At 47.3% G+C, this 24,963-nt stretch carries 20 protein-coding genes; 13 read left to right on the plus strand and 7 right to left on the minus strand.

What is annotated here, in order from left to right:
- Nucleotides 1-16: 16 nt before the first annotated feature.
- The 4 genes from FEM33_RS14315 to FEM33_RS14330 are packed head-to-tail and all read right to left on the minus strand — an operon-like array spanning nucleotide 17 to nucleotide 4,298.
- Nucleotides 17-916, minus strand: coding sequence for an ROK family protein (locus tag FEM33_RS14315; protein ID WP_139012679.1), 900 nt, complete (start codon nucleotides 914-916; stop codon nucleotides 17-19).
- Between the two features lie 6 nt (nucleotides 917-922).
- A complete protein-coding gene (fucP, locus tag FEM33_RS14320; RefSeq protein WP_139012680.1) occupies nucleotides 923-2,170 on the minus strand; it encodes an L-fucose:H+ symporter permease in 1,248 nt (415 codons plus the stop codon).
- 34 nt (nucleotides 2,171-2,204) lie between these two features.
- Nucleotides 2,205-3,446, minus strand: coding sequence for a glucuronyl esterase domain-containing protein (locus FEM33_RS14325; protein ID WP_139012681.1), 1,242 nt, complete (start codon nucleotides 3,444-3,446; stop codon nucleotides 2,205-2,207).
- Between the two features lie 36 nt (nucleotides 3,447-3,482).
- Nucleotides 3,483-4,298 (minus strand): alpha/beta hydrolase, encoded by an 816-nt coding sequence (locus FEM33_RS14330; protein ID WP_139012682.1) that lies wholly within the window; start codon nucleotides 4,296-4,298, stop codon nucleotides 3,483-3,485.
- A 188-nt stretch (nucleotides 4,299-4,486) separates the two neighbouring features.
- Here FEM33_RS14330 and FEM33_RS14335 point away from each other — a divergent pair, with 188 nt between their 5' ends.
- The 3 genes from FEM33_RS14335 to FEM33_RS14345 all read left to right on the plus strand — a co-directional run bounded on the left by FEM33_RS14335 (nucleotide 4,487) and on the right by FEM33_RS14345 (nucleotide 5,772).
- A complete protein-coding gene (locus FEM33_RS14335) occupies nucleotides 4,487-4,651 on the plus strand; it encodes a lmo0937 family membrane protein (protein ID WP_109673765.1) in 165 nt (54 codons plus the stop codon).
- Nucleotides 4,652-4,823: 172 nt separating this feature from the next.
- Nucleotides 4,824-5,381 (plus strand): hypothetical protein, encoded by a 558-nt coding sequence (locus tag FEM33_RS14340; protein ID WP_139012683.1) that lies wholly within the window; start codon nucleotides 4,824-4,826, stop codon nucleotides 5,379-5,381.
- Nucleotides 5,382-5,487: 106 nt separating this feature from the next.
- Nucleotides 5,488-5,772: a hypothetical protein gene (locus FEM33_RS14345; protein WP_139012684.1), complete on the plus strand. Its 285-nt coding sequence runs from the start codon at nucleotides 5,488-5,490 to the stop codon at nucleotides 5,770-5,772.
- Nucleotides 5,773-5,787: 15 nt separating this feature from the next.
- On the opposite strand, the gene FEM33_RS14350 is transcribed toward FEM33_RS14345, so the two are convergent.
- Nucleotides 5,788-6,474 (minus strand): arylesterase, encoded by a 687-nt coding sequence (locus tag FEM33_RS14350; protein ID WP_139012685.1) that lies wholly within the window; start codon nucleotides 6,472-6,474, stop codon nucleotides 5,788-5,790.
- A gap of 297 nt (nucleotides 6,475-6,771) precedes the next feature.
- Here FEM33_RS14350 and FEM33_RS14355 point away from each other — a divergent pair, with 297 nt between their 5' ends.
- The 4 genes from FEM33_RS14355 to FEM33_RS14370 all read left to right on the plus strand — a co-directional run bounded on the left by FEM33_RS14355 (nucleotide 6,772) and on the right by FEM33_RS14370 (nucleotide 15,205).
- Nucleotides 6,772-7,440 carry an ABC transporter ATP-binding protein gene (locus tag FEM33_RS14355; RefSeq protein WP_139012686.1) on the plus strand — a complete coding sequence of 223 codons (669 nt, stop codon included), beginning with the start codon at nucleotides 6,772-6,774 and terminating at the stop codon, nucleotides 7,438-7,440.
- An 8-nt stretch (nucleotides 7,441-7,448) separates the two neighbouring features.
- Nucleotides 7,449-9,992 (plus strand): ABC transporter permease, encoded by a 2,544-nt coding sequence (locus tag FEM33_RS14360; RefSeq protein WP_139012687.1) that lies wholly within the window; start codon nucleotides 7,449-7,451, stop codon nucleotides 9,990-9,992.
- A gap of 406 nt (nucleotides 9,993-10,398) precedes the next feature.
- The gene (locus FEM33_RS14365; protein WP_229214244.1) at nucleotides 10,399-13,500 is read left to right on the plus strand and encodes a SusC/RagA family TonB-linked outer membrane protein; all 3,102 of its coding nucleotides are present in this window, start codon (nucleotides 10,399-10,401) and stop codon (nucleotides 13,498-13,500) included.
- A gap of 10 nt (nucleotides 13,501-13,510) precedes the next feature.
- A complete protein-coding gene (locus tag FEM33_RS14370; RefSeq protein ID WP_139012688.1) occupies nucleotides 13,511-15,205 on the plus strand; it encodes a RagB/SusD family nutrient uptake outer membrane protein in 1,695 nt (564 codons plus the stop codon).
- A gap of 168 nt (nucleotides 15,206-15,373) precedes the next feature.
- Here the strand turns inward: FEM33_RS14370 and FEM33_RS14375 are convergent, their stop codons facing one another.
- Nucleotides 15,374-15,952: an O-methyltransferase gene (locus tag FEM33_RS14375; RefSeq protein WP_139012689.1), complete on the minus strand. Its 579-nt coding sequence runs from the start codon at nucleotides 15,950-15,952 to the stop codon at nucleotides 15,374-15,376.
- Nucleotides 15,953-15,987: 35 nt separating this feature from the next.
- Nucleotides 15,988-17,019: a LacI family DNA-binding transcriptional regulator gene (locus tag FEM33_RS14380; protein WP_139012690.1), complete on the minus strand. Its 1,032-nt coding sequence runs from the start codon at nucleotides 17,017-17,019 to the stop codon at nucleotides 15,988-15,990.
- A 128-nt stretch (nucleotides 17,020-17,147) separates the two neighbouring features.
- Here FEM33_RS14380 and iolB point away from each other — a divergent pair, with 128 nt between their 5' ends.
- The 6 genes from iolB to FEM33_RS14410 all read left to right on the plus strand — a co-directional run bounded on the left by iolB (nucleotide 17,148) and on the right by FEM33_RS14410 (nucleotide 24,935).
- Entirely contained in the window at nucleotides 17,148-18,014 is an 867-nt protein-coding gene (gene iolB, locus FEM33_RS14385) for a 5-deoxy-glucuronate isomerase (protein WP_139012691.1), read from the plus strand.
- A 221-nt stretch (nucleotides 18,015-18,235) separates the two neighbouring features.
- The gene (gene iolC, locus FEM33_RS14390) at nucleotides 18,236-19,246 is read left to right on the plus strand and encodes a 5-dehydro-2-deoxygluconokinase (RefSeq protein ID WP_139012692.1); all 1,011 of its coding nucleotides are present in this window, start codon (nucleotides 18,236-18,238) and stop codon (nucleotides 19,244-19,246) included.
- Nucleotides 19,247-19,304: 58 nt separating this feature from the next.
- Entirely contained in the window at nucleotides 19,305-20,771 is a 1,467-nt protein-coding gene (locus FEM33_RS14395; protein ID WP_139012693.1) for a CoA-acylating methylmalonate-semialdehyde dehydrogenase, read from the plus strand.
- A 169-nt stretch (nucleotides 20,772-20,940) separates the two neighbouring features.
- Entirely contained in the window at nucleotides 20,941-21,969 is a 1,029-nt protein-coding gene (gene iolG / locus FEM33_RS14400; RefSeq protein ID WP_139012694.1) for an inositol 2-dehydrogenase, read from the plus strand.
- A 229-nt stretch (nucleotides 21,970-22,198) separates the two neighbouring features.
- On the plus strand, nucleotides 22,199-23,812 hold the full coding sequence (locus FEM33_RS14405) for a sodium/sugar symporter (protein ID WP_139012695.1): 1,614 nt from the start codon (nucleotides 22,199-22,201) through the stop codon (nucleotides 23,810-23,812).
- Nucleotides 23,813-23,984: 172 nt separating this feature from the next.
- Complete coding sequence (locus FEM33_RS14410) at nucleotides 23,985-24,935, plus strand: class II fructose-bisphosphate aldolase (RefSeq protein WP_139012696.1); 951 nt, start codon at nucleotides 23,985-23,987, stop codon at nucleotides 24,933-24,935.
- Nucleotides 24,936-24,963 lie beyond the last annotated feature (28 nt).

Genomic DNA, 24,963 nt, shown 5'->3' on the forward strand with positions numbered 1-24,963 from the left:
AGGTTAATAAACTGTCTTACAGGAGCGCAGCACCAAAAACACCCGCACTGTCGCCGAGTTTCGGTTTCAGGATCGGGGTTGTAATCACACCTTTGTTAAAAATGTATTTCCGGATGCGTTCATATCCTTCCGTATAAAGCAGATCAATGTTGCCTACGCCCCCGCCTATGACGATAAGTCCCGGATCCAGTACGTTGGTCAGCGTGGAAATTGCCTTGCCATAATATTCCAGCAGACGTTCAATGGTGGCAACGGCATGTTCGTTTTCTCCTGCAAAATAAGCTGCCAGAATCTCCTTCAGAGAAAGCCTGCTGCCGCTTGTCCGCTCGTAAAAGCGTTCGAGCGCCGGGCCGGAAATAACCTGTTCAACGCAGCCCGCCTTTCCGCAGTAACACGGATCTCCGTTCTCTTCCAGAATATTGTGGCCCCATTCACCCCCGATCCCGTGATGGCCGGCAATGATTTTATTATTCACGACCAGTCCGCCGCCTACGCCTGTTCCCATTATGACACCAAAAACCACTTCTGCCTCGGGATAATCTTTTCCCGCGCCCATCAAAGCTTCGGCAAGTGCAAAGCAATTGGCGTCATTGGCAAGCTGTACGGGAATTCCGAGCACCCTTTCAAGATCTGCTTTCAGCGGCTGGCCATTCAGACAAATGGTGTTTGAATTTTTCATCAGCTGCGAATCCGGTTCCAGCACGCCCGGCGTAGCAAACCCTACTTTGGAAGGTTTTTCCCGGACTTCTTCGGAAACCATATCGATCAGTTTTTTAATCTGGGACAATATATGTTCATAGCCGTTGGCCGATTCCGTCGGAAGACGCATGCGCGCCACAACGTCCATATTTTTATCCGTGTCCAAAACAGCACATTCGATCTTAGTGCCTCCTAAATCAATTCCCCAGAGCTTCATTTATAATTATTGTACTTTATAGAATTTATAACCAAACAAGAAAATCATGAAATAACAGATAATCGGAAGATAGTATGCTGCTGCAACATCGTATTCTGCAACAGCGCCCATTGCAAACGGGAAAACCGCTCCGCCGACAACGCCCATGGAAATAAAGGAAGAAGCCTGCTGCGTATGTGCGCCGAGGTTTTTAAGGCCGAGACTGAAGATCGTCGGATACATGATGCTAATGAAGAAATTGATCATCAGCAAGGCGATAAACGAAGGCCATCCGAAGTTTTGTGCAATGATTACACACATCAGGATATTACCCAGTGCAAAAATGGCCAGCAAGGTCGGAGGTGCAATGAAGCGCATCAAAAAAGTACCCGCAAAACGTCCGACCAGCAACATGCCCATGAACAATACCATGTAATTTCCGGCCGTAGCATCTGAAAAGCCCATTTTCTCATGACCGTAATTGATAAAAAACGCCCAGGTTCCGCCTTGTGCCGCCACGTTGAAGAACTGCGCGATAACGGACCATACAAAATGCCGGTGCTGAACAAGGCTTTTTCCCGGTGCCAGATCTGTATTTGCTGCTGCCGGGTCTGCTTCCGCCGCATGCGGATCAATCAGTTCCGGAACTTTTACGAAAGCAAAGCAAATGGCAATCAGGGAAATAACCGAACCGATGGCAATGTAAAGCATCTTTACAGAAGTAAGGTCCGTACTGCCTTCGACGTTGGTACTCAACAAAAAATACGAACCGATTGCAGGTCCGAGAATGGCACCCAGTGCATTGAAAGACTGTGCAAAATTGATCCGCTGATCACTCGTGCGCTGATCGCCGAGCGAGGCTACGAACGGATGTGCAACGGTTTCAAGCGTGGAAAGTCCGCAGCCCAGAATGAACAATGCAATCCCGAAATACGTAAAAGACGCCGCCGCTGCCGCAGGCACAAAAAGGAACGCACCGGCCGCAAACAGCGAAAGTCCGAGCAGTACGCCGTTTTTGTAACCAAACCGTTTCATAAACAATCCGGCAGGAATACCCATTACAAAATATGCACCGAAAATAGCAAACTGAACAAATGCCGACTGCGTTTTGGTCAGGCTGAGAACGTGCTGAAAGTGTTTGTTGAGAACATCGGCCATTGTAATGGCGATTCCCCAGAACATGAAAAGTGAAGTAACGAAAATGAAGGTCAGCAAATACTTATTTTCTGTAAACTTGGCGGCTGATTTTGTAACCGGCGGGGAATAGGTGCTCATTTAGCTGATTTGTAAATTAAAAGGTATGTAGATTCTATTGTTGCAAATGTAAATTAGAGAAATTTAAAAACTGAATCCAATCAAAGTTTGTAACATCATGGCCGCCCGGACGTATATGGAACCCGATTTGTGCATAAACTGATTGATTCACAGCTGGAAACACGGTTCCGGGAAATCCTTTGGTGCCCAAAAATTTGTAAACCGCATCGGATGCCTTTGCCGTTTCAAACTCTCCTTCCGGATCGGAATTGACATCGCCCTGCGCCGTTGCCAGATAAACCGGCCGGGGTGCAATCAGCGCCAGTACAAAGTGCTGGTCGAACGGAAGTTCCTGATCCTGATCCATGTATCGGGAAAAACTTCTGGCAAACCAGTGCGGAAATACGGTACATAACCTGCGGATGTTTTCACCGACTCCGCGCCGGAACTGCTTGCCGCCGCCGGCTCCGGATTCATTGCTGAGGACCATGGCAAAACGTTTGTCCGTTGCTCCGGCCCAGAGTGCGGCTTTGGCCAGTCTGGAAAATCCGAAAACCGCCACTTTCTTCGCATCAATATCTTTGTCCGTTTCCAGATAATCCATTCCGCGGCTCAGCGCCCAGGCCCATGCAGCTACTGTACTGAAATTATCCTCGCGGTTCTGCAGTTCGGGAAAAAGCGTATGGACGCCTGTTCTGAACATTTCTTCTTTCCGGTCGGAAGCAACTTCCTCGCGGTACATGGTTACCAAAGCAAATCCACTGTCCAGAATGCTGTCCAGCGGCCATTGTCTGGAATTGGTACCACGGCAAGCTTCCGTTGCTTTTCCGTTTACAGCGCAGGGAAACATTTTACTGTTTTCCACCCTGGCATTCGTCAGTTTTATGCCGGGATCTTTACTGATGGCGTGATTTCCGAGAAAATTGAGACCGATAATGGCCGGAACCGGATGTTCTGCTTTGTTGGGTATATATATCAGCAGGTCAAAACTTGCTTCTTTTCCTTTTTCCTGCATGTGTACCGTAACCTGTTTCCGGGTTGCTTTTCCGTTCATTGCATTTTTATCCGTGTCAAAAACTTCAAACTGCATTTTTTCCGGACGTTCCGGCGAAGTGCCGTACATCTGCGTGGTCATCGTTTCCAGGATTTCCTGCCGACGCTTGTTCCATTCAGCATCGGATTTTACTTTCTGGCCGTTGTTAAAAACCAGAGGGTCGGGCAATTTTCCTGCCGGTTGCCGGGCAAAAGCCGGAAAAGCCGGCATCAGGATTATCAAAAAGAACAGTGCGGATTTCATAACTGTAACCTTGATGGAATGAAGTTCAGGATAATGCTATTTTTTGGTAAAGAACTGATTCATAAACAACAGCTGATACTTAACGGCATTGTTCCAGTACGGCCAGTTATGTGCGCCCGGCCTTGTGATATAGTCATGCGCAATGTTGTTGTAAAGCAGCTTCTCATGCAGCTTTTCATTCACCTTGTAAAAGAAATCTTCGGTTCCGCAGTCGATAATCAGCGCAAGTGCATTGGGTTTCAGCAAATGCAGCATGTTGATGACCGTATGCTGCTCCCATCTTTCGGGCTGTTCTGCATAGCTGCCAAGTCTTTGTGCCATTTCCCAGTTATTCGGAAAGGGCCGGATGTCGACGCCTCCGCTCATGCTTCCGGCAGCGCCGAAAACATCCTGATGCCTGAAAGCCAGATACAACGCGCCGTGACCGCCCATGCTCAAACCTGTAATGGCACGTCCTTTCCGGTCTTTTACCGTTTTGTATTTGCTGTCAACCCAGCTTACAAGCTCTTTGGAAACGTACGTTTCGTATTTTGACTGTGCATCCACCGGACTGTCCCAGTACCAGCTGCTGTAACCGCCGTCCGGGCAAACAATGATCATATTGTAAAGATCGGCTGCTGCCTGAAAACCATTAGCTTTTGTAACCCAGTCGGCATAGTTGCCGCTGTGTCCGTGCAGCAAGTATACAACCGGAAAATCTTTGGCAGCACTGTACTGATCAGGTTTGATAACGACAGCTTTAATCGACTTTTTCATGGCATTGCTGTAAGTTTCCACCGTATCCACAGTAGCAGCAATCGAAAATGAATGAAAGCAAAAAAGGAAGGCAAGCAGAATAAATGTTTTTTTCATTGTAACCGGATCAATCTTTTTGTTACTGTTTTGAGACAAATCTCTACAACTTGAAGCAAAATTGCTTATTTAAACATTCAATATTGTAGAATTCTGGGAAAATATAAGGATTTATTTAAACGTATAATCATTGGCATCTAAATTGATACAAATGATTTTATCACAAACAACTCAAACACAATAATACAATGGGAAATTTACTTTATACAATCGCTGTCATTCTGGTCATTCTGTGGCTGATCGGGTATTTCGGTTTTGCAAGTTTCGGACTTGGAAACATTATTCACGTACTTCTTGTAATTGCCGTAATTGCTATCATTCTTCGTTTGATCCGCGGCGACAGAGTTGTGTAAAATAACCTTTTATATATCAAAGCCCGGAACCCGTATTTTCAGCAAGGTTCCGGGCTTTTCTTTTTGTTATCATTTTGCGTATATACCGCATTTACGTTGAAATTTGGCATAATTGTTTTCTTTTTAGTCTAAGACAACCGCTTTATAAACTGTCAAAACGCAGATTATTGCTATGGAAAATGAAAGTCAGAATGTAATCCCGACGCTGGTCAATGCGGCATTTGCAAATAAAACGGATGCGCAGAAAGCATATGACGAACTGATATACCGCGGCTACAAGCCGGAAGAAATCAGTGTGATCCTTTCGGATGAAACGCACCCTGTTCATCATTCAAGCATTGGTCAGGAAAATACAGATGAAACCGGCAGTACGATGGAAAAAGCCGGCATCGGATCTGCAGTCGGAGGAGCAGCCGGGGCAATTGCCGGAGCGGTGGCTGCCATCGGAACTGCTGTTGTTATCCCGCCGCTTGGAATTGCCGTTGCCGGACCATTACTGGCTGCACTCACGGGCGCCGGAGCCGGCGGAATTACGGGCGGGATAATCGGGGCCTTGTCAGCATCGGGCTTTTCCAAAGAACATGCCGAAGCTTATGAATCAGGAATCAAGAACGGCGGCGTTATTTTATCGTTCAAGCCCAGAACCATTGAAGACCGAATCGAAATCATTACAGCCTGGAACAATCACGGTGCCCGGCAGCTGCACGGAAACGAAACTTACACGGCCTGAAAATTTATCTTTTTGTGAATCATTTTGATTTGAACCTGTTCTGTGTTTATTTCCACTTGCGAAAAACCGTAATCCGGAGAAATAAAAGGGCATAACAACATTATTAATGACGCACGAAAAGGTATTCGAACGCAAGGACGGAAGTCAGGTCAAAGTTTCGGTATGGTTATATGTACATCAGAGCCAGTGCAACTGGGGTTATGTTATTTTTGTAAAAGAAGCCGGTACCGAAAGATGGTTTGACCCTTTCAGCGACCGCGATTACATACTCCGGATTGTAACGCCCAAATACAGCAAAGGAATGGAAATGGATACTTTCGATAACTATGTGACGAAAAAGGAAATCCTTCAGACCAAAATGGAATTGTGGAACATGATCAAACCTTCCTGAGCAACTTTATACTTTTCAGAGCAGATCTTTTATAATCACCCATACATTCTCAGCCAGAATTTTGTGCCCTTCCGCAGTCGGATGGATCCCGTCCGGCAAGTTGAGCCTGGCCTCGCCCCCTACTCCCTCCAGTAAAAAAGGAATCAATGTAATATTGTTTTCTTTGGCAACATCCGCATAAACTGCCCGGAAATCGGATGCATATTTCCGGCCCAGATTCGGCGGAATCTGCATACCGGCAAGCACCAGCTTTGCTTCCGGGTATTTTGCATGTACTTTATCCAGAATGGCCTGCAGATTTCTTTTTGTTTCCGAAACCGGAATTCCGCGCAAGCCGTCGTTTCCTCCGAGTTCGAGCACAAATACATCCAGAGGCTGTTTCAGAAGCCAGTCAATCCGGCTGTTGCCGCCCGATGTCGTTTCCCCGCTTACACCGGCATTAATTACCTTATAGTTCAGGTCCAGCGAATCAATGCGTTTCTGGATCAGCCCGACAAATCCCTGCTGCGGATCGTCCAGCCCGTACGCAGCAGTCAGGCTGTTTCCGAAAAATACAATCGTTTTCTTTTTTGCAGCCGGAGCCTTTGCTTCTGCGGCGGCAGTTACCGTTTTTTCCGAGGCAGCTTCCTTGTTTTCGCTTTTGCAGGAAAACAGCAGCGCGCTTACTGCAAACAGTTTTAAAATCAATCCGGGGTAATTCATATGAAGTAATTGCTTGAAAATAGGTATTGCTAATAATCAGTTGAGGTTACCGTACTCTTTTTAAATATTGTTATTCCAGCGCCTTGAAGCGGTCTGCCAAAAGTGACTTGAATCGTTTTAAAAAGACAAACCTTTAAAGAAACGTTCCATTAACGAACACGGATGCATATGCCGCTCATTTAGTTTTAAACGCCGTTTACACTATATTTATACGCCACACGCGTCAAAAGGACCAAATTAGGCTGAAAGCAGTTGCCGGAATCAGGACTTCTGCGGGTATAAAAATAAAAACAATTGATGGATACCATACTCGATCTCAAACAGGTAAGTAAAATATATAAAAGCGGAGAACGTACCCTAACCGTTCTGGATAATATCAATTTCTCCATTGCAGCACAGTCCACATTATCCATTGTAGGCCCTTCCGGAAGCGGAAAAACGACATTGCTCGGCTTGTGCGCTGGCCTCGACCGGTCTACTTCGGGAACAGTCGAGCTGCACGGAACCAGACTGAACGGGCTGAATGAAGATCAGCTTGCAGCGGTCAGAAACCAGTACGTCGGTTTTATTTTCCAGAATTTCCAGCTGCTGCCCACGCTTACCGCGCTTGAAAATGTAATGGTTCCGCTCGAACTCAGAGGTGAAAAAAATATAAAGCCGCGTGCATTGGACCTCCTCGATAAAGTCGGGCTTGCAGAACGCAGCCATCATTATCCGACGCAACTGAGCGGCGGCGAACAGCAGCGCGTTTCGCTGGCGCGCGCCTTTTCTAACCAGCCGCGCATTCTGTTTGCCGACGAACCGACCGGAAATCTGGATGCCGAAACCAGCGAGAAGGTTGTGAAACTGCTTTTTGACCTGAACAAGGAAGCTGGGACAACGCTCGTACTCGTCACGCATGACCTGGATCTTGCTGCAAAAACGCAGCGCATCATCCGAATCAAAGGCGGCAAAATCGTTGAATAAACAAAAAAATGAATCAGAATAATTTTAATTTCCCGTGGCTGCTGCAAATGGCATGGCGCGACAGCCGCAAAAACCGTTCACGCCTGCTGCTGTTTATTTCCTCGATCATACTCGGCATAGCTGCGCTGGTCGCCATTTATTCACTCGGCGATAACCTCAGGCAAAATATTGACGAACAGGCCGCAACGCTCATTGGCGCTGATCTGGCATTGTACGGCAACAAACCCGTAAAAGGCAAATCCAAAGCACTGGTGGATTCACTGAGCAAAACCCGCTCGGAAGAACGAAGCTTTGCGTCCATGATCTACTTTACCAAAGGCGGCGGCAACCGGCTTGCGCAGGTAAAAGCCATTGAAGGCGATTATCCCTATTACGGAAAGTTCGAAACGGTTCCTGTAACAGCTGAAAAAACCTTTCGGACCAGAAAAGAAGCTTTAGTGGATCAGACACTGATGCTGCAATATCAGGCAAAAGTCGGCGATTCGATTAAAATCGGTGAAGTAACGTTCGGCATTGCAGGAATTCTGGAAAAAGCGCCGGGTTCCACCGGGCTGACGAGTACCGTTGCGCCTTCGGTCTACATTCCGATGCAATACCTCAAGCAGACCGGACTCATGCAGAAAGGCAGCCGCGTAGCTTATCGTTACTATTTCAAATTTCCTGCCAATGTAGATGTTGAAAAACTTGCCAAGAAACTGGAACCGCGCTTTGAAGCATTCGACCTCGACTACAAAACCGTGCAGGGACAAAAAGAAGATACGGGAAGATCTTTCCGCGATTTGACCCGGTTTCTGGCACTGGTCGGCTTTGTTGCCTTGCTGCTTGGCTGCATCGGCGTAGCCAGTGCCATTCACATTTACATTCGTGAAAAGCTGAGTTCCATTGCTATTTTAAGATGTCTCGGCGTAAAAGCTACACAGGCATTTCTGATTTACGTGATTCAGATTTTGGGTATAGGCATACTCGGGTCGGTGATCGGGGCTGTTCTCGGCACTGCCATCCAGCAGTTTTTGCCTTTTGTTATCAGGGACTTTCTTCCCTTTGAGCTGACAACGGATATATCCTGGCCGGCCATTGGTCAGGGATTGGCTATTGGTGTCCTCATTTCCATTCTGTTTGCTTTGCCGCCGCTCGTTTCCATACGCAAGGTTTCCCCGCTGAATGTGCTCCGGTCTTCAACCGATGCTGCCAATCCCGGCAAAGATCCGCTCGCTTGGGTTCTGTATGGCCTTATCATTCTGTTCATATTCGGGTTTTCGTTTCTCCAGATGCGTACATGGATCGAAGCACTGATTTTTACCGGCGGCATTCTGGGTGCCTTTCTGGTACTTTATGCAACGGCAAGTTTGCTTACGTGGCTTGTGCGCAGGTTTTTTCCGGCCTCATGGAGTTATCTTTGGAGACAGGGGCTTGCCAATCTGTACCGGCCCAATAACCAGACTGCCATTCTGATCGTTTCCATCGGACTTGGAACAGCGCTGGTTTGTACACTGTTTTTCACGCAGGATATTTTACTGAAGCGCGTTCAGCTTTCCACAAGCGGCAATCAGCCGAACATTGTACTTTTCGACATTCAGAATAATCAGAAAGAAGCCGTACTGGCCATTGCAAAGGCACAGCACGTTCCGGTCAATCAAAGCGTTTCCATCGTCAACATGCGGCTGGAAGAAGTCAATGGCCGAACGGCAGCCGACTTTGAAGGCGATACAACAGCGGAGCAGTCCCGTCGTATTTTCGGAAGAGAATACCGCGTAACTTTTCGCGATTCAACAACTTCTACTGAAAAGATTACCAAAGGAAAATGGCAGGGTGTTTACAATCCTTCTTCCGCGCTCATCCCGATTTCGCTCGAAGAAGGTTTTGCAAACAGAAGCCGGATTGAACTCGGCGACACCATGGTTTTCAATGTGCAGGGAACCATGATGTCCACTGTCGTTTCGAGTTTCCGCGAAGTGAACTGGGGCGAAGTACAGACGAATTTCCTGGTTGTTTTTCCAACAGGCGTACTGGAAGAAGCACCGCAGTTTCATGTAATGCTGACGCATGTGCCCGATCCGCAGACTTCCGCTACTTTTCAGCAGGCCATTGTAAGGCAGTTTCCCAATATTTCCATCATTGACCTGGCACTTGTACTACGGGTTCTGGACGATATTTTCAACAAGATCGGCTTTGTAATCCGTTTTATGGCGGGTTTCAGCATCCTGACCGGAATCATCGTTCTCATTGCGTCCGTGCTGATCAGCAAATACCAGCGGTTGCAGGAAAGTGTGCTTTTAAGGACGCTGGGCGCCAGCCGGAAACAGATTTTTGCCATTACCGCACTGGAATATTTTTTCCTCGGCTCGCTGGCTGCATTAACGGGTATTCTGCTTTCTATCGCCGGAAGCTGGTCTTTGGCAAAGTTCAGTTTTGAGGCTGAATTCAGTCCCGACGTATGGCCGGTTGTTGCCGTTTTCCTGTTTGTTTCGCTGATGACGGTACTGATCGGACTTGTCAACAGCCGCGGCATTTTGTCCCGGCCGCCGCTGGAAGTTTTGCGTCAGGATGTGTAGCTGAAACAACCGGAGCGTCATTTCCCGATCTTGGAATTCTGCAAATACCTCCATTTTCGCGCTTTCAGAATTAACAATTTGTTAAAACGGGTTTACAGAATTTTTACTCTGTAAACCCGACTTTTGCGCGCCGCAGGCAACTTGATTGCTTTGCGCGTAAAATGAATGTTGAATGAATCATTATCAGTACTTTTACGCTTCTTTTACAGGATTATTTCAATACAATTTATTCTTTAAAATATTTCAAACGTTTGCATAAAATTTCAAACGTTTGCAGGGCATAGCAGCCATTTTATAATAAATATTTCAAAAATACAATTTGTAATCTTGTACAAAAACCGTTGCCGGAGGATTTTACGGTCCGGATTACTCACAGATTTAACCAATCAATCACCAGTTTAGAATTATGAAACGAACTTTAACGCAACCAGTCAGGAACGGAAGGATGCGAAGCTGTCTGCTGCATGCGACTATTCTCTGCAGCATGCATGCATGGGCTTCGGCGGGAACGCCGGCCACTGAAATTCCTGCGCCCGAAAAACCTGCAAAACGTGTTCATCGGAGCATGCTCATGCTGAGGGCAATAACGCTGACGGGCAAAGTTGTTACCGACGGCACAACCGAGGGCCTGCCGGGCGTAACGGTAGTCATTTCTGAAGTGAACGGCGGCAACAAACAGGGTGCTACGACAGACGAATCCGGTGTTTTCAGCTTCCCGAATTTACAGACTGAAACCAGTTATAATCTGGAATTCAGCTACATTGGCTACGAAAAACAGACGATAACCAATTTTTTGCTGACCGATGCAAACAGCCGTACCTTGGAAATCAAGCTGAAAGAATCGGCTTCCAGCCTGAATGAAGTGGTTGTTGTGGGTTACGGCAGCACGGAAAAAAAGGACGTGACGGGTTCCGTAAAATCACTGAAGAGCGCTGATTTCAATGCCGGGATAATCAATTCACCCGAACAGCTTTTTCAGGGAAAAGTGGCCGGCGTGAATGTTACTTCTGCAACCGGAGAGCCGGGCGCTGCATTACAGATCGCCGTTCGCGGGCCGGGCAGCGTTCGTTCCGGAAGCACACCTTTGTTTGTGGTGGACGGCATGGCGCTGGACAATTCGGCAACGGGCGGCGCCATGAACCCGATGAGCTTTCTGAACCCGCAGGATATTGAATCCATTGATGTCCTGAAAGATGCTTCTGCAACAGCCATTTACGGTTCCAGAGGTGCAAACGGCGTTATCCTGATCACGACCAAAAAAGGCAAGTCGGGCCGTTCCATGGTGACTTACTCCGGGAATATCGGTTTTTCCAAAATGGCCAGGCCGCTGGAAGTACTGTCTGCCGACGAGTTCCGTACCGAGGTACCGAGACTGGATGGAAGCCTTATTGACAAAGGCGCCAATACCGACTGGCAAAAGGAAATCTCGCGCGTGGCACAAACGCAGAACCATAATGTCTCCCTGGCCGGCGGAACAGACAAGCTGAGCTATTTCGGCTCTTTCGGAGCGCAGAAGCAGGAAGGGATTCTGAAAAACAATCAGCTGAACCGTTATACCGGAAGGATCAACATCAACCAGAAAATCCTGGATGACCGCGTCAGCATTGATGTAAACCTGAATGCAACCAATATCCGCAACGAGCGCCCTCCTATCCAGTCTCTGATCGGAAGCGCCATTTCTGCCAACCCGACTTATCCCGCGTATGATGCCAACGGCAATCCGTTCAAATATCAGGACGGAACAAACCCGCTGATTACGCTCGGTCTGGAAAAGGACATTACAACCACCAACCGTGTACTCGGAAACATTTCGCCTTCGGTTACGATTATTAAAGGGCTGGTTTACAAGCTGAATTTCGGGGTTGACAACACAACTTCCGTTCAGGATCTGCAGTCACTCGGCAATCTGGAGCCGCAGCAGGACGGACGTCTGGAAACGATCAGCAAGAACAACAGCAACCGGCTGATCGAGAATTATCTTACGTATACTTTTGACAAGAACAAGCACAATTTCTCCGCGCTGGCCGGACATTCGTATCAGCGTTTCTTTATTCAGACCAGAACTTCCAGTATTAATAAATTCCCTGTTTCCGATCTGGAACCGATTTACAATCCCGGTCTTGGACAGGACCTTACGCTGGTGAACAACAGGCCGACGGGTAGTGCCACGCGCAACGAACTTCAGTCATTCTTTTCAAGGATCAATTATCAGTATAACGATAAATATCTGCTAACGGCGACCGTCCGAGTGGATGGTTCTTCCAAATTCGGGAGCAACAACAAATACGGCGTTTTCCCTTCGTTCTCGGCGGGATGGCGTATCTCGGAGGAAAATTTCCTGAAATCTTCTGCATTCAACGATCTTAAACTGAGAGCCGGCTGGGGCCGTACCGGAAACCAGGAAATCCCTTCCAAAATTACGCAGGCGCTGTTTTCTTCTTCAACGGCAGGAAACGTAAGTTACCCGATCTTCAACAACGGAACATATCCGGCAGGAACTTCCTATTCACGGCTTGCGAACCCGAACATTCAGTGGGAAGTTTCCTCACAAACGGACATAGGACTTGATTTCGGGTTGTTCAAAGGCGCTTTAAGCGGAGCTGTTGATTATTTCCGCAAGGTTTCAAACGATATTTTGCTGGAAGTAATCCCGACCGATCCGGTTCAGCCGGCGGGCACCTACTGGACAAACGTGGGTGATATGAAAATCGTAAACCAGGGAACAGAATTGGAACTGAACTTCCGCCGCGTGCTGGGCAGCGGGCTGCGCTACGAAATCGGCGGTAACATGACTTTCATTAAAAACAACGTTGAGAATTCGCCCTACTCAGTTATTCCTTCGGGTTCTGCACAAGGTTCCGGACTCACTTCGGCTACCATTAACGGCTACCTCAACGGAGAACCGATCGGAACATTTTTCCTGAAAGAATTTACCGGATTTGACGAAAACGGAATCAGTACATTCCGCGATCTGGACGGTGACGGCATTATTACGGATAAAGACCGCATTGCAGCAGGCACCGCTTTGCCGACCAAAATGTTCAGCGTAAACGGTAACATCGCATACAAGGGATTTGATCTGACGGCCAATTTCAACGGCGTTGCCGGAAACAAGGTTTACGACAACACGGCAAACTCCGCCTTTTACAAACTAAGGCTTTCCAAAGGACTTAACGTTACCAAAGAAGCACTGACGGAATCCGCAGAATCCATTAATAACTCCGCGCCGGTTTCCACACGTTACCTTAAAAGCGGTAACTATTTCAGACTTAACAACCTTGCGCTTGGCTATAACCTCAATACGACGGCATTGGGAATTAATAAATGGGTGCAAAGTGTACGGCTGTCCGTTACAGGCCAGAACCTGTTTGTGCTTACGAAATACAACGGATACGATCCGGAAGTGAACAACAACCGTGAAATCAACGGAATATCGTCTTACGGAATTGACTATATGAGTTATCCGAAAGCAAAGTCTGTCATTTTTGGTGTAACAATCGGCTTATAATTTTTTAACAATGAAAAAGAAAATACATATTCTGCTGACACTCGCCGGCATTTTGTTTTTAAATAATTCCTGCACAGACCTGAAGGAAGAAGTTCTGGATGAAACACTGGGCACAACGCTGACGGACGAAGAAGCTGCCAACGGCATTATAGCGCCGGTTTACGCGCTGCTGCCCAATATTTATCAGCATACAACCTATTTCGCTCTTCAGGAAATTTCAACGGACGAAGCCATTTTGCCGTACCGCGGCGGAACGGACTGGGGCGATAACGGTATTTACCTTGCGCTGCATGCGCATAATACCACAAGTACCGATCCGAACGTAAGGAATACGTGGGACAATCTTGTGCAGTCCATTTCACGTTCCATTCTGGCCATTACAACATTGCCGAACCTCTCGTCGCCCAATGCGCCGTTATACCTGGCGGAAGCGCGCGGCATGCGGGCATATTATTCCATGATGACGCTGGATCTGTTTGGTATTGTGTTCGTAAAAGATGATCCGAACACGCCTTCCAAAATAATCCGCGGTGACGAGGCCGTTAAGTACATTGAAAGTGAACTGCTTGCAGTTGAACCGCTTGTCCAGCCGAAATCGGCGGTTGGGCCCGGAAGGCTGAATCAGGCTGCGGTTTGGGGTCTGCTGGCCAGATTATACCTCAATGCACCCGTTTACCGCAATATTTACGGCAGTACTTTTGATTTTACAGCTGCTGACATGGACAAGGTAATCCAGTATTGCGACAAGATCATCACTTCCGGTCAGGCTAAATTGTCCAGTGATTATTTTGCGATTTTCGGCAACGAAAATCATACGAATGAAGAACTGATCTTTGCCGTAGACCAGCGTCCCGATCTGAACGGTCATAACCGTATGGCTTATTTCTCCATTTCCGGAGACCAGTTTCCGCTGGCGCAATACCCGCTGGCAAATGGTACGGACGGACCGGGAATTACTTCCGATTTTTACCGCACGTGGGTTCAGGCCTACGGCGCCGTTGACCCGAAACGTGACCCGCGCTTTTATCAGGAAAATATGTCCATTTATTCCAATCAGGCGGATACTTGTGTAAATGATGCGGATTACAAAATCAACCGCGGTATTTTAAGAGGCCAGCAATATGGCGCATTGCGCGTAAACGGCGCATTTCTACGGTGCCCGGACGGAAAGCTGAAAGTAGGAAAACTAGGTTATGTTACGCGCAGCAAGCCGGAACTGGCCGTGAACTTTACCGAACTGATCGATTTTACAACTGCCGGCAGCAACTACAATTCTGGTTACCGTGTAGAAAAGTATGAGTTCAGCCGGGAATCCAATACGGGCCGAAACCGGGGTGAAGCGGATATTGTCATTTTGCGTCTGGCGGATATTTACATGATGCGTGCCGAAGCAAAATTGCGCAAATCGGGCGACGCTGCCGGCGCACTTGCCGATGTAAACCTGGTTAGAGCTTCCCGCACCGCAACCTTGCCTCCTCCTGCGCTGACTGCGATGGACCTTGATCTGCTGTTCCGTGAGCGCGGATTTGAGTTCTACTGGGAAATGCTGCGCAGAACGGATATGATCCGTTTTGGTAAGTACGAAGGAAAGTGGACAGAAAAAACAGATTCAAATGTCAGAAAAAGAATTTTCCCGATTCCGCAGACTGCCATTGACGCCGCTTCCAATACGCCGGGTTATCTGGTTCAGAATGAGGGGTATTGATTGGCTTTTAGCTGTCAGCTATTGGCTTTAATAATCGTGAAAAGCTAACAGCTAAAACGCCAACAGCTGCTAAAAGCATCCAGACCTGAAAAATGGTCCGGATGCTTTTTTGATTTTATGCAGTACGGTTATTCTGTCCGCAGGCTTTTTACAGGATAAGCGAATTGCTTACTTTTTTACGGCAATGATGATTCCCGTCGCCCAGACCTGCTTGGTAAGAATCAGATCCGTTCTGGCTTCCAGCTTTTTTACAAGGTCCGTTGCTTTTTGCTGATGTCCGTCCGGCCAGTTGGGCTGCGGCAGCATGTCGTCGATAATATAAAGTCCGCCGACATTCAGCATTTCCAGTACTTCATCCAGAAGCAGGTATTTTCCATGCCATGTGTCCGCAAAAATGTAGTCGAATTTTTCATTCCGATTGTCATTGACCCATTTTTCCCCATCTGCATGGAGCAGTTTCAAACGTTCGTCATTTCCGAGAAATTGATTAGCGATAGCAAGAAACTTTTGTTCATTATCAATGGAAACCAACGTAGAATGCGGATCCATACCGCTGAGAATCCATGCTGTGGAAAGTCCGGTTCCGGTGCCCAGTTCAAGAAATTTCCCGGCCGGTTTTGTAGCCGCCAGAGTCCGTAAAAGTGAGCACGTAAGCACATCCGAAGCCATTGTAAAACCCGATTGCTTCGTAGCTTCGTTAATTTGGCTGTACTGATCAGGATATGGCTGATTAATGTCTTCTGTCATGTTCTGAATTCTGATTGGTTTTTCTGTTAAAAAGATCAAAGCCGTAAGGATGATTCCCTGATAATCAGCTCTGAAGGCAGTACGATGCTTTCGTGCAGGAAATCGACCGAGCCGTTCACCTGATTCAGGAAAAGCCTCGATGCTTCCATCCCGATTTTCCTTCCGGGCCGGCTTACAGTCGTCAGCGAAGGAAAAATGTAAGCGGAAATAGGCGAATTGTCAAAACCCACCAAACCGATATCCTGCGGAATCCGGAGCCCTTTGTCCTTCACAACCCGCATGGCACCGATGGCAACCTGATCATTGACGCCGAATATGGCATCCGGTGGCGAAGCCATGTCCAGAAGCCGTTTGGTAGGCACAATTGCACTTTCCACCTGAAAATTGGTATTGATGATCAGTTCTTCACGGACCGGCATTTCATGTTTCTGCAGACAATCCTTGTACCCTCGGAACCGCTGCTCAGAAACGGTAAGCCCGTTAGGGCCTTTCAGGTGCGCAATCTGTTTGTAGCCGATATTGATCAGATGTTCCACTGCGGCAAAAGCGCCGTGATAATCGTCTACGGTCGCCCGGCTTGTTTCAAAATCCTCGTATTCACGGTCAATAAAAATCAATGGTGTTTTGCGCTGGATTACGTTTTCAAGATGCTCATAATAGCCCGAATCATACGTTTCCTGCGACACAGACAGGAAAATCCCTTCTGCGCGGTTGGAAAGCAGCCGGGATAAATATTCCTTTTCCAACAGATAATTTTCATTGGTGACGCAAATATTCAGCGTGTAACCCATGGGCTGCAGAACGGAATGAAGTCCTTCAATAACCGCTGTTTCGTAATAGTTGCTGATCGTCGGCACCACTACGCCGAGCAAGGCTGTTTTTTTGTTCAGAAGGCTGAGTGAAACCTCATTCCGCTGATACCCGACCTCGCGGGCATATTCCTGAATGTTTTTTCGAGTGTCTTCATTGATAGCCGGATGATCGTTCAATGCTCTTGAAACAGTGGACGGCGAACAGCGGAAGCGACGTGCAATATCTTTAATCGTAACAGGACGGGTCGAATTCATTTTCTTGAATTATGGCAATTAAATATTATAAATTTTTTCAAACGTTTGCATTCAATATAAACATATTTACATTTTGTGTTTAATTTATACCACACTATCATTGTGCAAATGAAATTGAATATCCTGCAATGAGCAATCTTCTGATCAAACCGCAATCCGGTAACAAGACCTATCATTCTCTGACCAGCGAGCAAGCGGGCTGGACTTATTTAAACTTTGAGGCGAAAGTACTGGATGAAAATGAACAACTCTCTGCAAATACCGGAGATTACGAGTATTGCATCGTGCTTTTAAGCGGAAATTTCAAAGTGGAGGCCGCCGGCCAGACATGGGAAACGCGCAACGGTCGCAGGGATGTATTCAGCGGAATCGGGCACGCCATGTATTTGTCCAGAAACACGGATTTTATATTAACCGCGCAGACGAACAGAACGGATATTGCAATTTGCAAAGTTGCAACCGATGAAGACCATCCGCCGCGTATGAAACGCCCGGAAGAAGCGGCCATAGAATACCGCGGCGGCGACAATGCCAACCGTCAGATCAACAGCTTGCTGGAACCCGGATTCGACTGTCATAAAATCGTTTGCGTGGAGGTATATACGCCTTCGGGCAACTGGAGTTCATTTCCTGCTCACAAGCACGACGAACGAAAGGTAAGCGAAGACGGAACGCTGCTGGAAGCCAATCTGGAAGAAATCTATTTTTATAAAATTGACAAGCCGCAGGGCTACGCGATTCAGCAGGTTTATACAGAGGACCGTTCGCTGGACGAAATCGTGCGGGTAAAAAACAATGAGGCCGTTCTGGTGCCCAAAGGTTATCATCCGGTTGTGGCCGGGCATGGTTACCATGTTTATTATCTCAATTTCCTTGCAGGAAGTGACCAGTCGCTGGCCAATACCTCCGATCCGGACCATGACTGGATCTACAGAACCTGGGCCGGCTCCGATCCGAGGCTTCCGATTGTTACCGCAGACATGAATGGCTGTTAGCTGTTGGCTATTGGCTTTTAGCGATTGGCTGTTAGCAATTGGCATTTAGCTATTGACAGCTGGCGCTTATTTTCTTGTCATAAATTGTTAGTTTTTACCAACCAGCCTTTTAGCTTTTGTATATAACATGAATCCAAAAACAATTCATGACAACACATGACTAACTGCCAACCTTTCACATTTCACAACCCACATTTTACACAATACAGCCCGCCGCTAAAATGACCAGAAAATACGATTTGCTAACGCTTGGCCGCTCATCCATTGATTTGTATTCGGCCAATGTCGGAAGTCCGTTTGAGAAAATTGAAGCGTTCAATGCATTTGTGGGCGGTTGTCCACTGAATATCGCTACGGGCAGCCGGAGACTTGGACTGAATACAGCCATTCTGACCGGCATCGGAAACGATCAGGTCGGGAATTTTATCAAGCATTTTCTGGATCAGGAAGGCATCGTGACGGATTGGGTTCCAACCATTGAAGGAACAAGAAGTTCAGCCGTTGTGCTGGGTATTGAGCCGCCTGACAAGTTTCCGCTGGTTTATTACCGTGAAAACTGTGCCGACATTAATCTCAATATTGATCACGTTGCGGCCATACCGTTTCAGGATTTCAGGGCGGCGGCATTTTCAGGAACGGCATTCAGCAAAGATCCCAGCCGGACGGCCATGTTTTATGCATTGGAACTTGCCAAGAAGAATCAGGTAACCCGTTTGCTGGACATTGATTTCCGGGCCGATCAGTGGTTTGATCCGCGCGCATTCGGCGTAACGATCCGGGCGGCACTGAGCAGCTTTAACATCGTGGTGGGTACCGAAGAAGAAATTCTGGCCACTTTCCTGACCGATAAGGAACAGTTGCTGATCAAGCACCAGCAGATTTCCGCGCCTGAAATTCGCGGCAATATCGAAAATGCCATTCAGGAAATTCTTGAATCGGGCGTGGAAACGCTCGTTGTGAAAAGAGGAAAAGACGGCGCTTCCATATTCCAGCCGGATAAAGACGAAGTAAAAGTGCCCGGATTTCCGGTGGAAGTGCTCAACGTGCTTGGCGCCGGAGATGCTTTCTGTGCCGGGTTTTCATTCGGGCTGCTTAGCGGATGGGATTTATACAAAAGCGTAAGAATGGGAAATGCCTGCGGTGCAATGATTGTAACGCGCGAAGGCTGCGCCAATTTTATGCCAACAAATCAAGAAGTTATGAATTTTGTCGCCGGTTATGGCGGATTGTAACGGATCCGGGTTTTCAGGCAAAACAAAACAGAACATTAAATTACCGATACCAAATTCAATGGAAAAGTTAAAAAATTACATCAACGGGCAGTGGGTCGAAAGCCATTCGGAACATTACGAAAATGTGCTTAATCCGGCTAGTCAGGAAGTGCTTGCGCAGGTGCCTTACGGTAATGCAAAAGACGTTTCCGACGCGGCCGAAGCTGCTGCGCAAGGATTTCAGGAGTGGAGAAGCACCCCCGTTTCAAAACGAGTCCAGTATTTGTTCAAACTGAAAACTTTGCTGGAAAGTAACCTGGATGACATTGCAAAAACCATCACGCTGGAATCCGGAAAAACTTTTCTGGAAGCCAAAGCCGAAATGGTGCGCGCCATTGAAAACGTGGAAAATGCCTGCGGCATGCCGGCCATGATGCAGGGCGAATTTTCGGAAGATATTGCCAAGGGAATTGATGAATACATGATCCGGCAGCCACTGGGCGTTTGTGCCTGCATTGCGCCTTTCAACTTTCCGGGAATGATCACGTTCTGGTTTCTGCCGTATGCGCTCGCCTGCGGAAACAGTTACATTATCAAGCCTTCGGAAAAAGTGCCGCTGACGATGACGAAAATCGTTGGCCTGATGGAACAGCTTGACCTTCCCAAAGGCGTATTGAATTTGGTTCAGGGTGCAAGGGAAACGGTGGATGCCATTCTGGAACATCCGGTTATTAAAGGCATCAGTTTTGTGGGTTCTTCCGGCGTAGCCAGATATGTTTACTCCAAAGGTGCTGCAAACGGGAAACGCGTTCAGGCGCAGGGCGGTGCCAAAAACCCGGTTATCGTTTTACCCGATGCCGATATTGAAATGACTTCCCAGATTGTCATTGACAGTGTTTACGGCTGCGCCGGTCAGCGTTGCCTTGCCGCTTCCACGATCATAACGGTCGGCGAACATAAGGACATTACAGAAAGTCTTGTTGAATCCGCAAAAGCAAGGAAAACGGGTTTTGGTCTGGAAAGCGACGTACAAATGGGTCCGGTCATTACAGCAGAAAGCAAAAACCGCGTACAAACCCTGATCGACAAAGGATTAAGCGAAGGCGGCAGGCTGCTTGTAGACGGCCGTAATGCAACGGTTGAAGGTTTTGAAAACGGAAATTTCATCAATCCGACCATTATAGAAGATATTCCGCTCGACGGCGAACTGGCTGCTACCGAGATTTTCGGCCCGGTTTTAAGTCTTGTCCATATTGATACGATTGATGAAGCCATCCGGTTTATCAATTCCGGCAAATACGGCAATATGGCTTGTGTCTTCACAAGCAGCGGTTCCAGTGCCCGCAAATTCCGTCACGAAGCGGAAGCCGGAAACATTGGTATCAACATCGGTGTTGCAGCCCCGGTTGCACAGTTCCCTTTTTCAGGCTGGAAAGAAAGCTTTTACGGAGACTTACACGGCCAGGGAAAACACGCAGTTGAATTCTTCACGCAGACCAAAGTGGTGATCGAGCGCTGGCTTAAAGAATGGAACAGGAAGTTTTGATAGCTGTTGGCTATTAGCTGTTAGCTGTTAGCTATTATTTAATGGGTCTTTTGACGGAAAACGGCTGAGAACCAGTGTCAAACCGCTAAATGACTTTTGCCAAAAACCAACTGCTAAAAGCCAACATCCAAAATCAACCATTGTCAATATAAAAAAATACCAACCTCAAATGTCAAGAAAATTAAAAACGGGAGTTATTGGTCTGGGCCGGATCGGACAGATCCATCTTAGCAACCTTGTACACCATATGCCGGATGCAGAAGTAGTTATCGCTTCTGATCTATCGCCCGCGTCGCATGCATTTGCGCAGAATCTGGGTGTTTCGAATGTAACAACGGATGCATACGACGTCATAAATCATCCGGACGTGGAAGCCGTCATTATCTGCTCGCCTACCCCGTTCCATGTGCCGTATACGGTTGCCGCGGCACAGCAGAAAAAGCATGTATTCTGTGAAAAACCGCTGGATGTAACGCTGGAAGCCATTCAGGCAGCGGAAAAAGCAGTCAGTGGAAACAATGTAAAACTGATGCTCGGCTTCAACCGCCGTTTTGATGCCAATTTCAGTAACGTAAGAAACCTTGTGGAAGCCAATAAAATCGGCGATCCGCATATTCTGCGAATTACAAGCCGCGACCCGGCACCGCCGCCTGTGGAGTACCTGAAAGTTTCCGGCGGCATCTTCCTCGACATGTCCATTCATGATTTTGACATGGCACGTTACATAGTCGGCAGCGAAGTGAAAGAAGTTTTTGTAAAAGGCAATGCGCTGATTCATCCGGAAATAAAGGAATTTGGCGATATAGATACGGCGGTCATTGTTCTTACTTTTGAAAACGGCGCTATTGGCGTTATCGACAACAGCCGCAAGGCCGTTTACGGGTACGATCAGCGTCTGGAAATTTTCGGATCCAAAGGAATGGCCAAAGCGGAAAATAATACGGCCGACACACTTGTTCATTTTGACAGTGACGGCGGACATATTTCCCTGCCGCTGCATTTTTTCCTTGAAAGATATGAAACCGCATACCGCGTTTGCCTGAAATCTTTTATCGACTGTGTTTTGAACGATACGCCTTCGCCGGTGGATGCGCACGACGGGCTGATGGCTACGGCCATCGGGATTGCAGCCATGAAGTCGCTGACCGAAGGGCGGAGCGTGAGGCTGGACGAAATTCTGCAGTACGCCGTTGTCTAAAAGCAAAATGCATGGATTGCTCCGCTTGTAAACGCAGGCTGTAACGGGAAGCGGGTGGTTATGTGTTAGAAAATGTTAAGAAAGTTTATAAGTTTGAAGCGACATCAATCTGCATGTGTTCTCGGATCAGGATGGCTTAACTGCCGTTGAAACTACCCTGCCGATCAATAAACGATTGATTACTTACAAGATCTGATCAAAATTCGTTCTGTTTAACTAACCCGCTCCCATGTCCAATACCGGTTTGCAATCGCTGGATTATGTTGTTTTCTTTATTTATCTGATAGGCATTTCAGCTTACGGTTACTGGATTTACCGAAAAAAATCATCCAAAGAAGTAAGCTCGACGGATTATTTTCTGGCTGAGGGTTCACTGACTTTCTGGGCAATCGGAGCTTCCATCATTGCTTCCAACATTTCTGCCGAACATTTTATCGGCATGTCCGGCTCCGGATTTGCCATCGGGCTGGCCATTTCGTCTTATGAATGGATGGCGGCGGCATCGCTGATTGTTGTGGCGCTTTTTATTCTGCCGGTTTACCTCCGAAACAAGATTTACACCATGCCCCAGTTTTTAAGGCAGCGGTATAATCCGACGGTTGCAACCATTATGGCCGTTTTCTGGCTATTGCTTTATGTATTTGTTAACCTGACTTCCATTCTTTACCTGGGTGCGCTGGCGCTGGAAGTAACCGCCGGGTTTGATTTTACCTATGGAATCATCGGGCTGGGAATATTTGCCGTTATCATCACCATCGGCGGAATGAAAGTCATTGGGTATACGGATGTTGTTCAGGTTATTGTACTCGTTCTGGGCGGTTTGGCAACTACTTATCTGGCGCTGGACCTTGTTTCCACGCATTTTAACAGACCCGGATTGTTCAATGCACTTGGCTTGCTGAAAGAACAGGCGGATTCGCATTTTCACATGATTTTGCCCAAAGACAACCCTTTTTACAAGGATCTTCCGGGTTTATCGGTGATTATCGGCGCTATGTGGATCAACAATCTTGCGTATTTCGGCTGTAACCAGTATATCATTCAGCGGAGTCTCGGTGCGGATTTGCCGACGGCCAGAAAAGGGATTTTGTTTGCAGCACTTCTGAAACTGCTCATTCCGATCATTGTCGTTATTCCGGGCATTTCTGCTTACGTTTTGTACCAGAACGGCATGTTCCAACAGGAAATGCTGGATGCAGCCGGCGTCGTAAAACCGGATCATGCATATCCGGTTCTGCTGAACCTGCTTCCTGCCGGATTGAAAGGAATTGCTTTTGCGGCACTCACCGCGGCTATTGTTGCTTCGCTCGCCGGAAAAGCAAACAGTATCTCGACCATTTTCACGCTGGATATTTACAAACAGTACATTGCGCCGCATGCCAGTGAAAAGCAGCTTGTGCGCATTGCCCGTTACAGCATTTACGTTGCGATGGGCATTGCCATGCTCATTGCGCCGCAGCTCAGGGTTCTGGATCAGGCGTATCAGTTTATTCAGGAATACAGCAGCTTTATTACGCCCGGGGTTTTTGCCATATTTATTTTCGGAATGTTCTGGAAAAGGACTACTTCTGCTTCGGCACTTACAGCGGCTTTGCTTACCATTCCGCTTTCAACTGCCGGCAAGTATCTGGCTCCGGAAATTGCATTTCTGGACCGCATGGGAATTATTTTCCTGATTCTTTCCGCCATCATCATTGTGATGACACTAGCTGACCCGGGCAGCAGGCACAATGTGAAAGGACTTGCCATAGATCAATCCATGTTCAGGCCGGGAAAAAGCTTTGTCGTTGGGTCCATTATGATTTGCGGCGTAATTGCAGCGCTATATACGGTATTCTGGTAGGGATGGCTTCTGGCGATTGGCTTTTAGATGAGTAGTAAATGAATATAAGATTGATTTTTAAGTTGTGGAATGTAAAATGTGAATTGTAAAATGTGAGTAGTTAGCCAAATAGCTAATTACCAAGAGCTAATTGCTAAAAGCCAACAGCTAACTGCTAACCGCTAAAAAGCCCATGCTAGTAACAACAAAAGAACTTTTCCGCAAATGCTACGGCAAGTATGCCATTCCGGCAGTGAACGTGTTTTTTATGGAGGAAATCCACGGGCTTTTTTCGGCAGCACAAAAGGCCAACGCGCCGTTTATTGTACAGACAACGCCTTTTGCAAGAGATTATGCGCATCCTGAAATGCTGCTTGCCATGATTGAAGCCGCTTCCAGCATTTATCCTGACGTGACTTATGCCGTTCACATGGACCACGGCTACGAAGAACACATTTTCGATGCCATTAACAAAGGCGGTTATACGTCCGTGATGATTGATGCATCGCACGACCGTTTTGATGAAAATGTTAAAAGGACAAGGCAAGTTGTTGAAAAAGCACATGAAAAGAACATTAGTGTAGAAGCGGAACTCGGCGTTCTGGCCGGCGTTGAAGACGATCTGACGATTGATGCAGCGCATTCATTTTATACCAATCCGCAGGAAGTAGAGGATTTTGTAAAAGCAACGGATTGCGACAGTCTTGCCATCGCCGTTGGAACCAGTCATGGTGCTTATAAATTTTCAGGCGGTCAGGGACTCCAGTTTCATATTCTGGAAGAAATCCAGCAGCGGCTGCCGGGATTTCCGCTGGTTTTACACGGTGGTTCCAATGTGGTTCCCGAGGTTGTAGAACGGATCAACGCCGCCGGCGGGAAGCTGAAAACAGATGCAAAAGGCGTTCAGGAAGAGGAAATCCGGAAAGCCATTCCGCTGGGAATCTGCAAGATCAATATTGCAACGGATACAAGACTTTTATGGACGATGGTAAATCGTGAATTTTTCAGAGACAAGCCCGACGAATTTGCTCCTACTACACCTGGAAAAATTTTCATGGAAGAATACGAGCGCTTTATAATAAAAAAATTTGAACTGTTTGGCTGTACCGGAAAGGCAGACAATTTTCTTCCGGTAAATGCCTGATCCTATTTTCAGCCGTTTAATACGACAA

This window comes from Dyadobacter flavalbus, from assembly GCF_006149045.1.
Taxonomy (GTDB): Bacteria; Bacteroidota; Bacteroidia; order Cytophagales; family Spirosomataceae; genus Dyadobacter; species Dyadobacter flavalbus.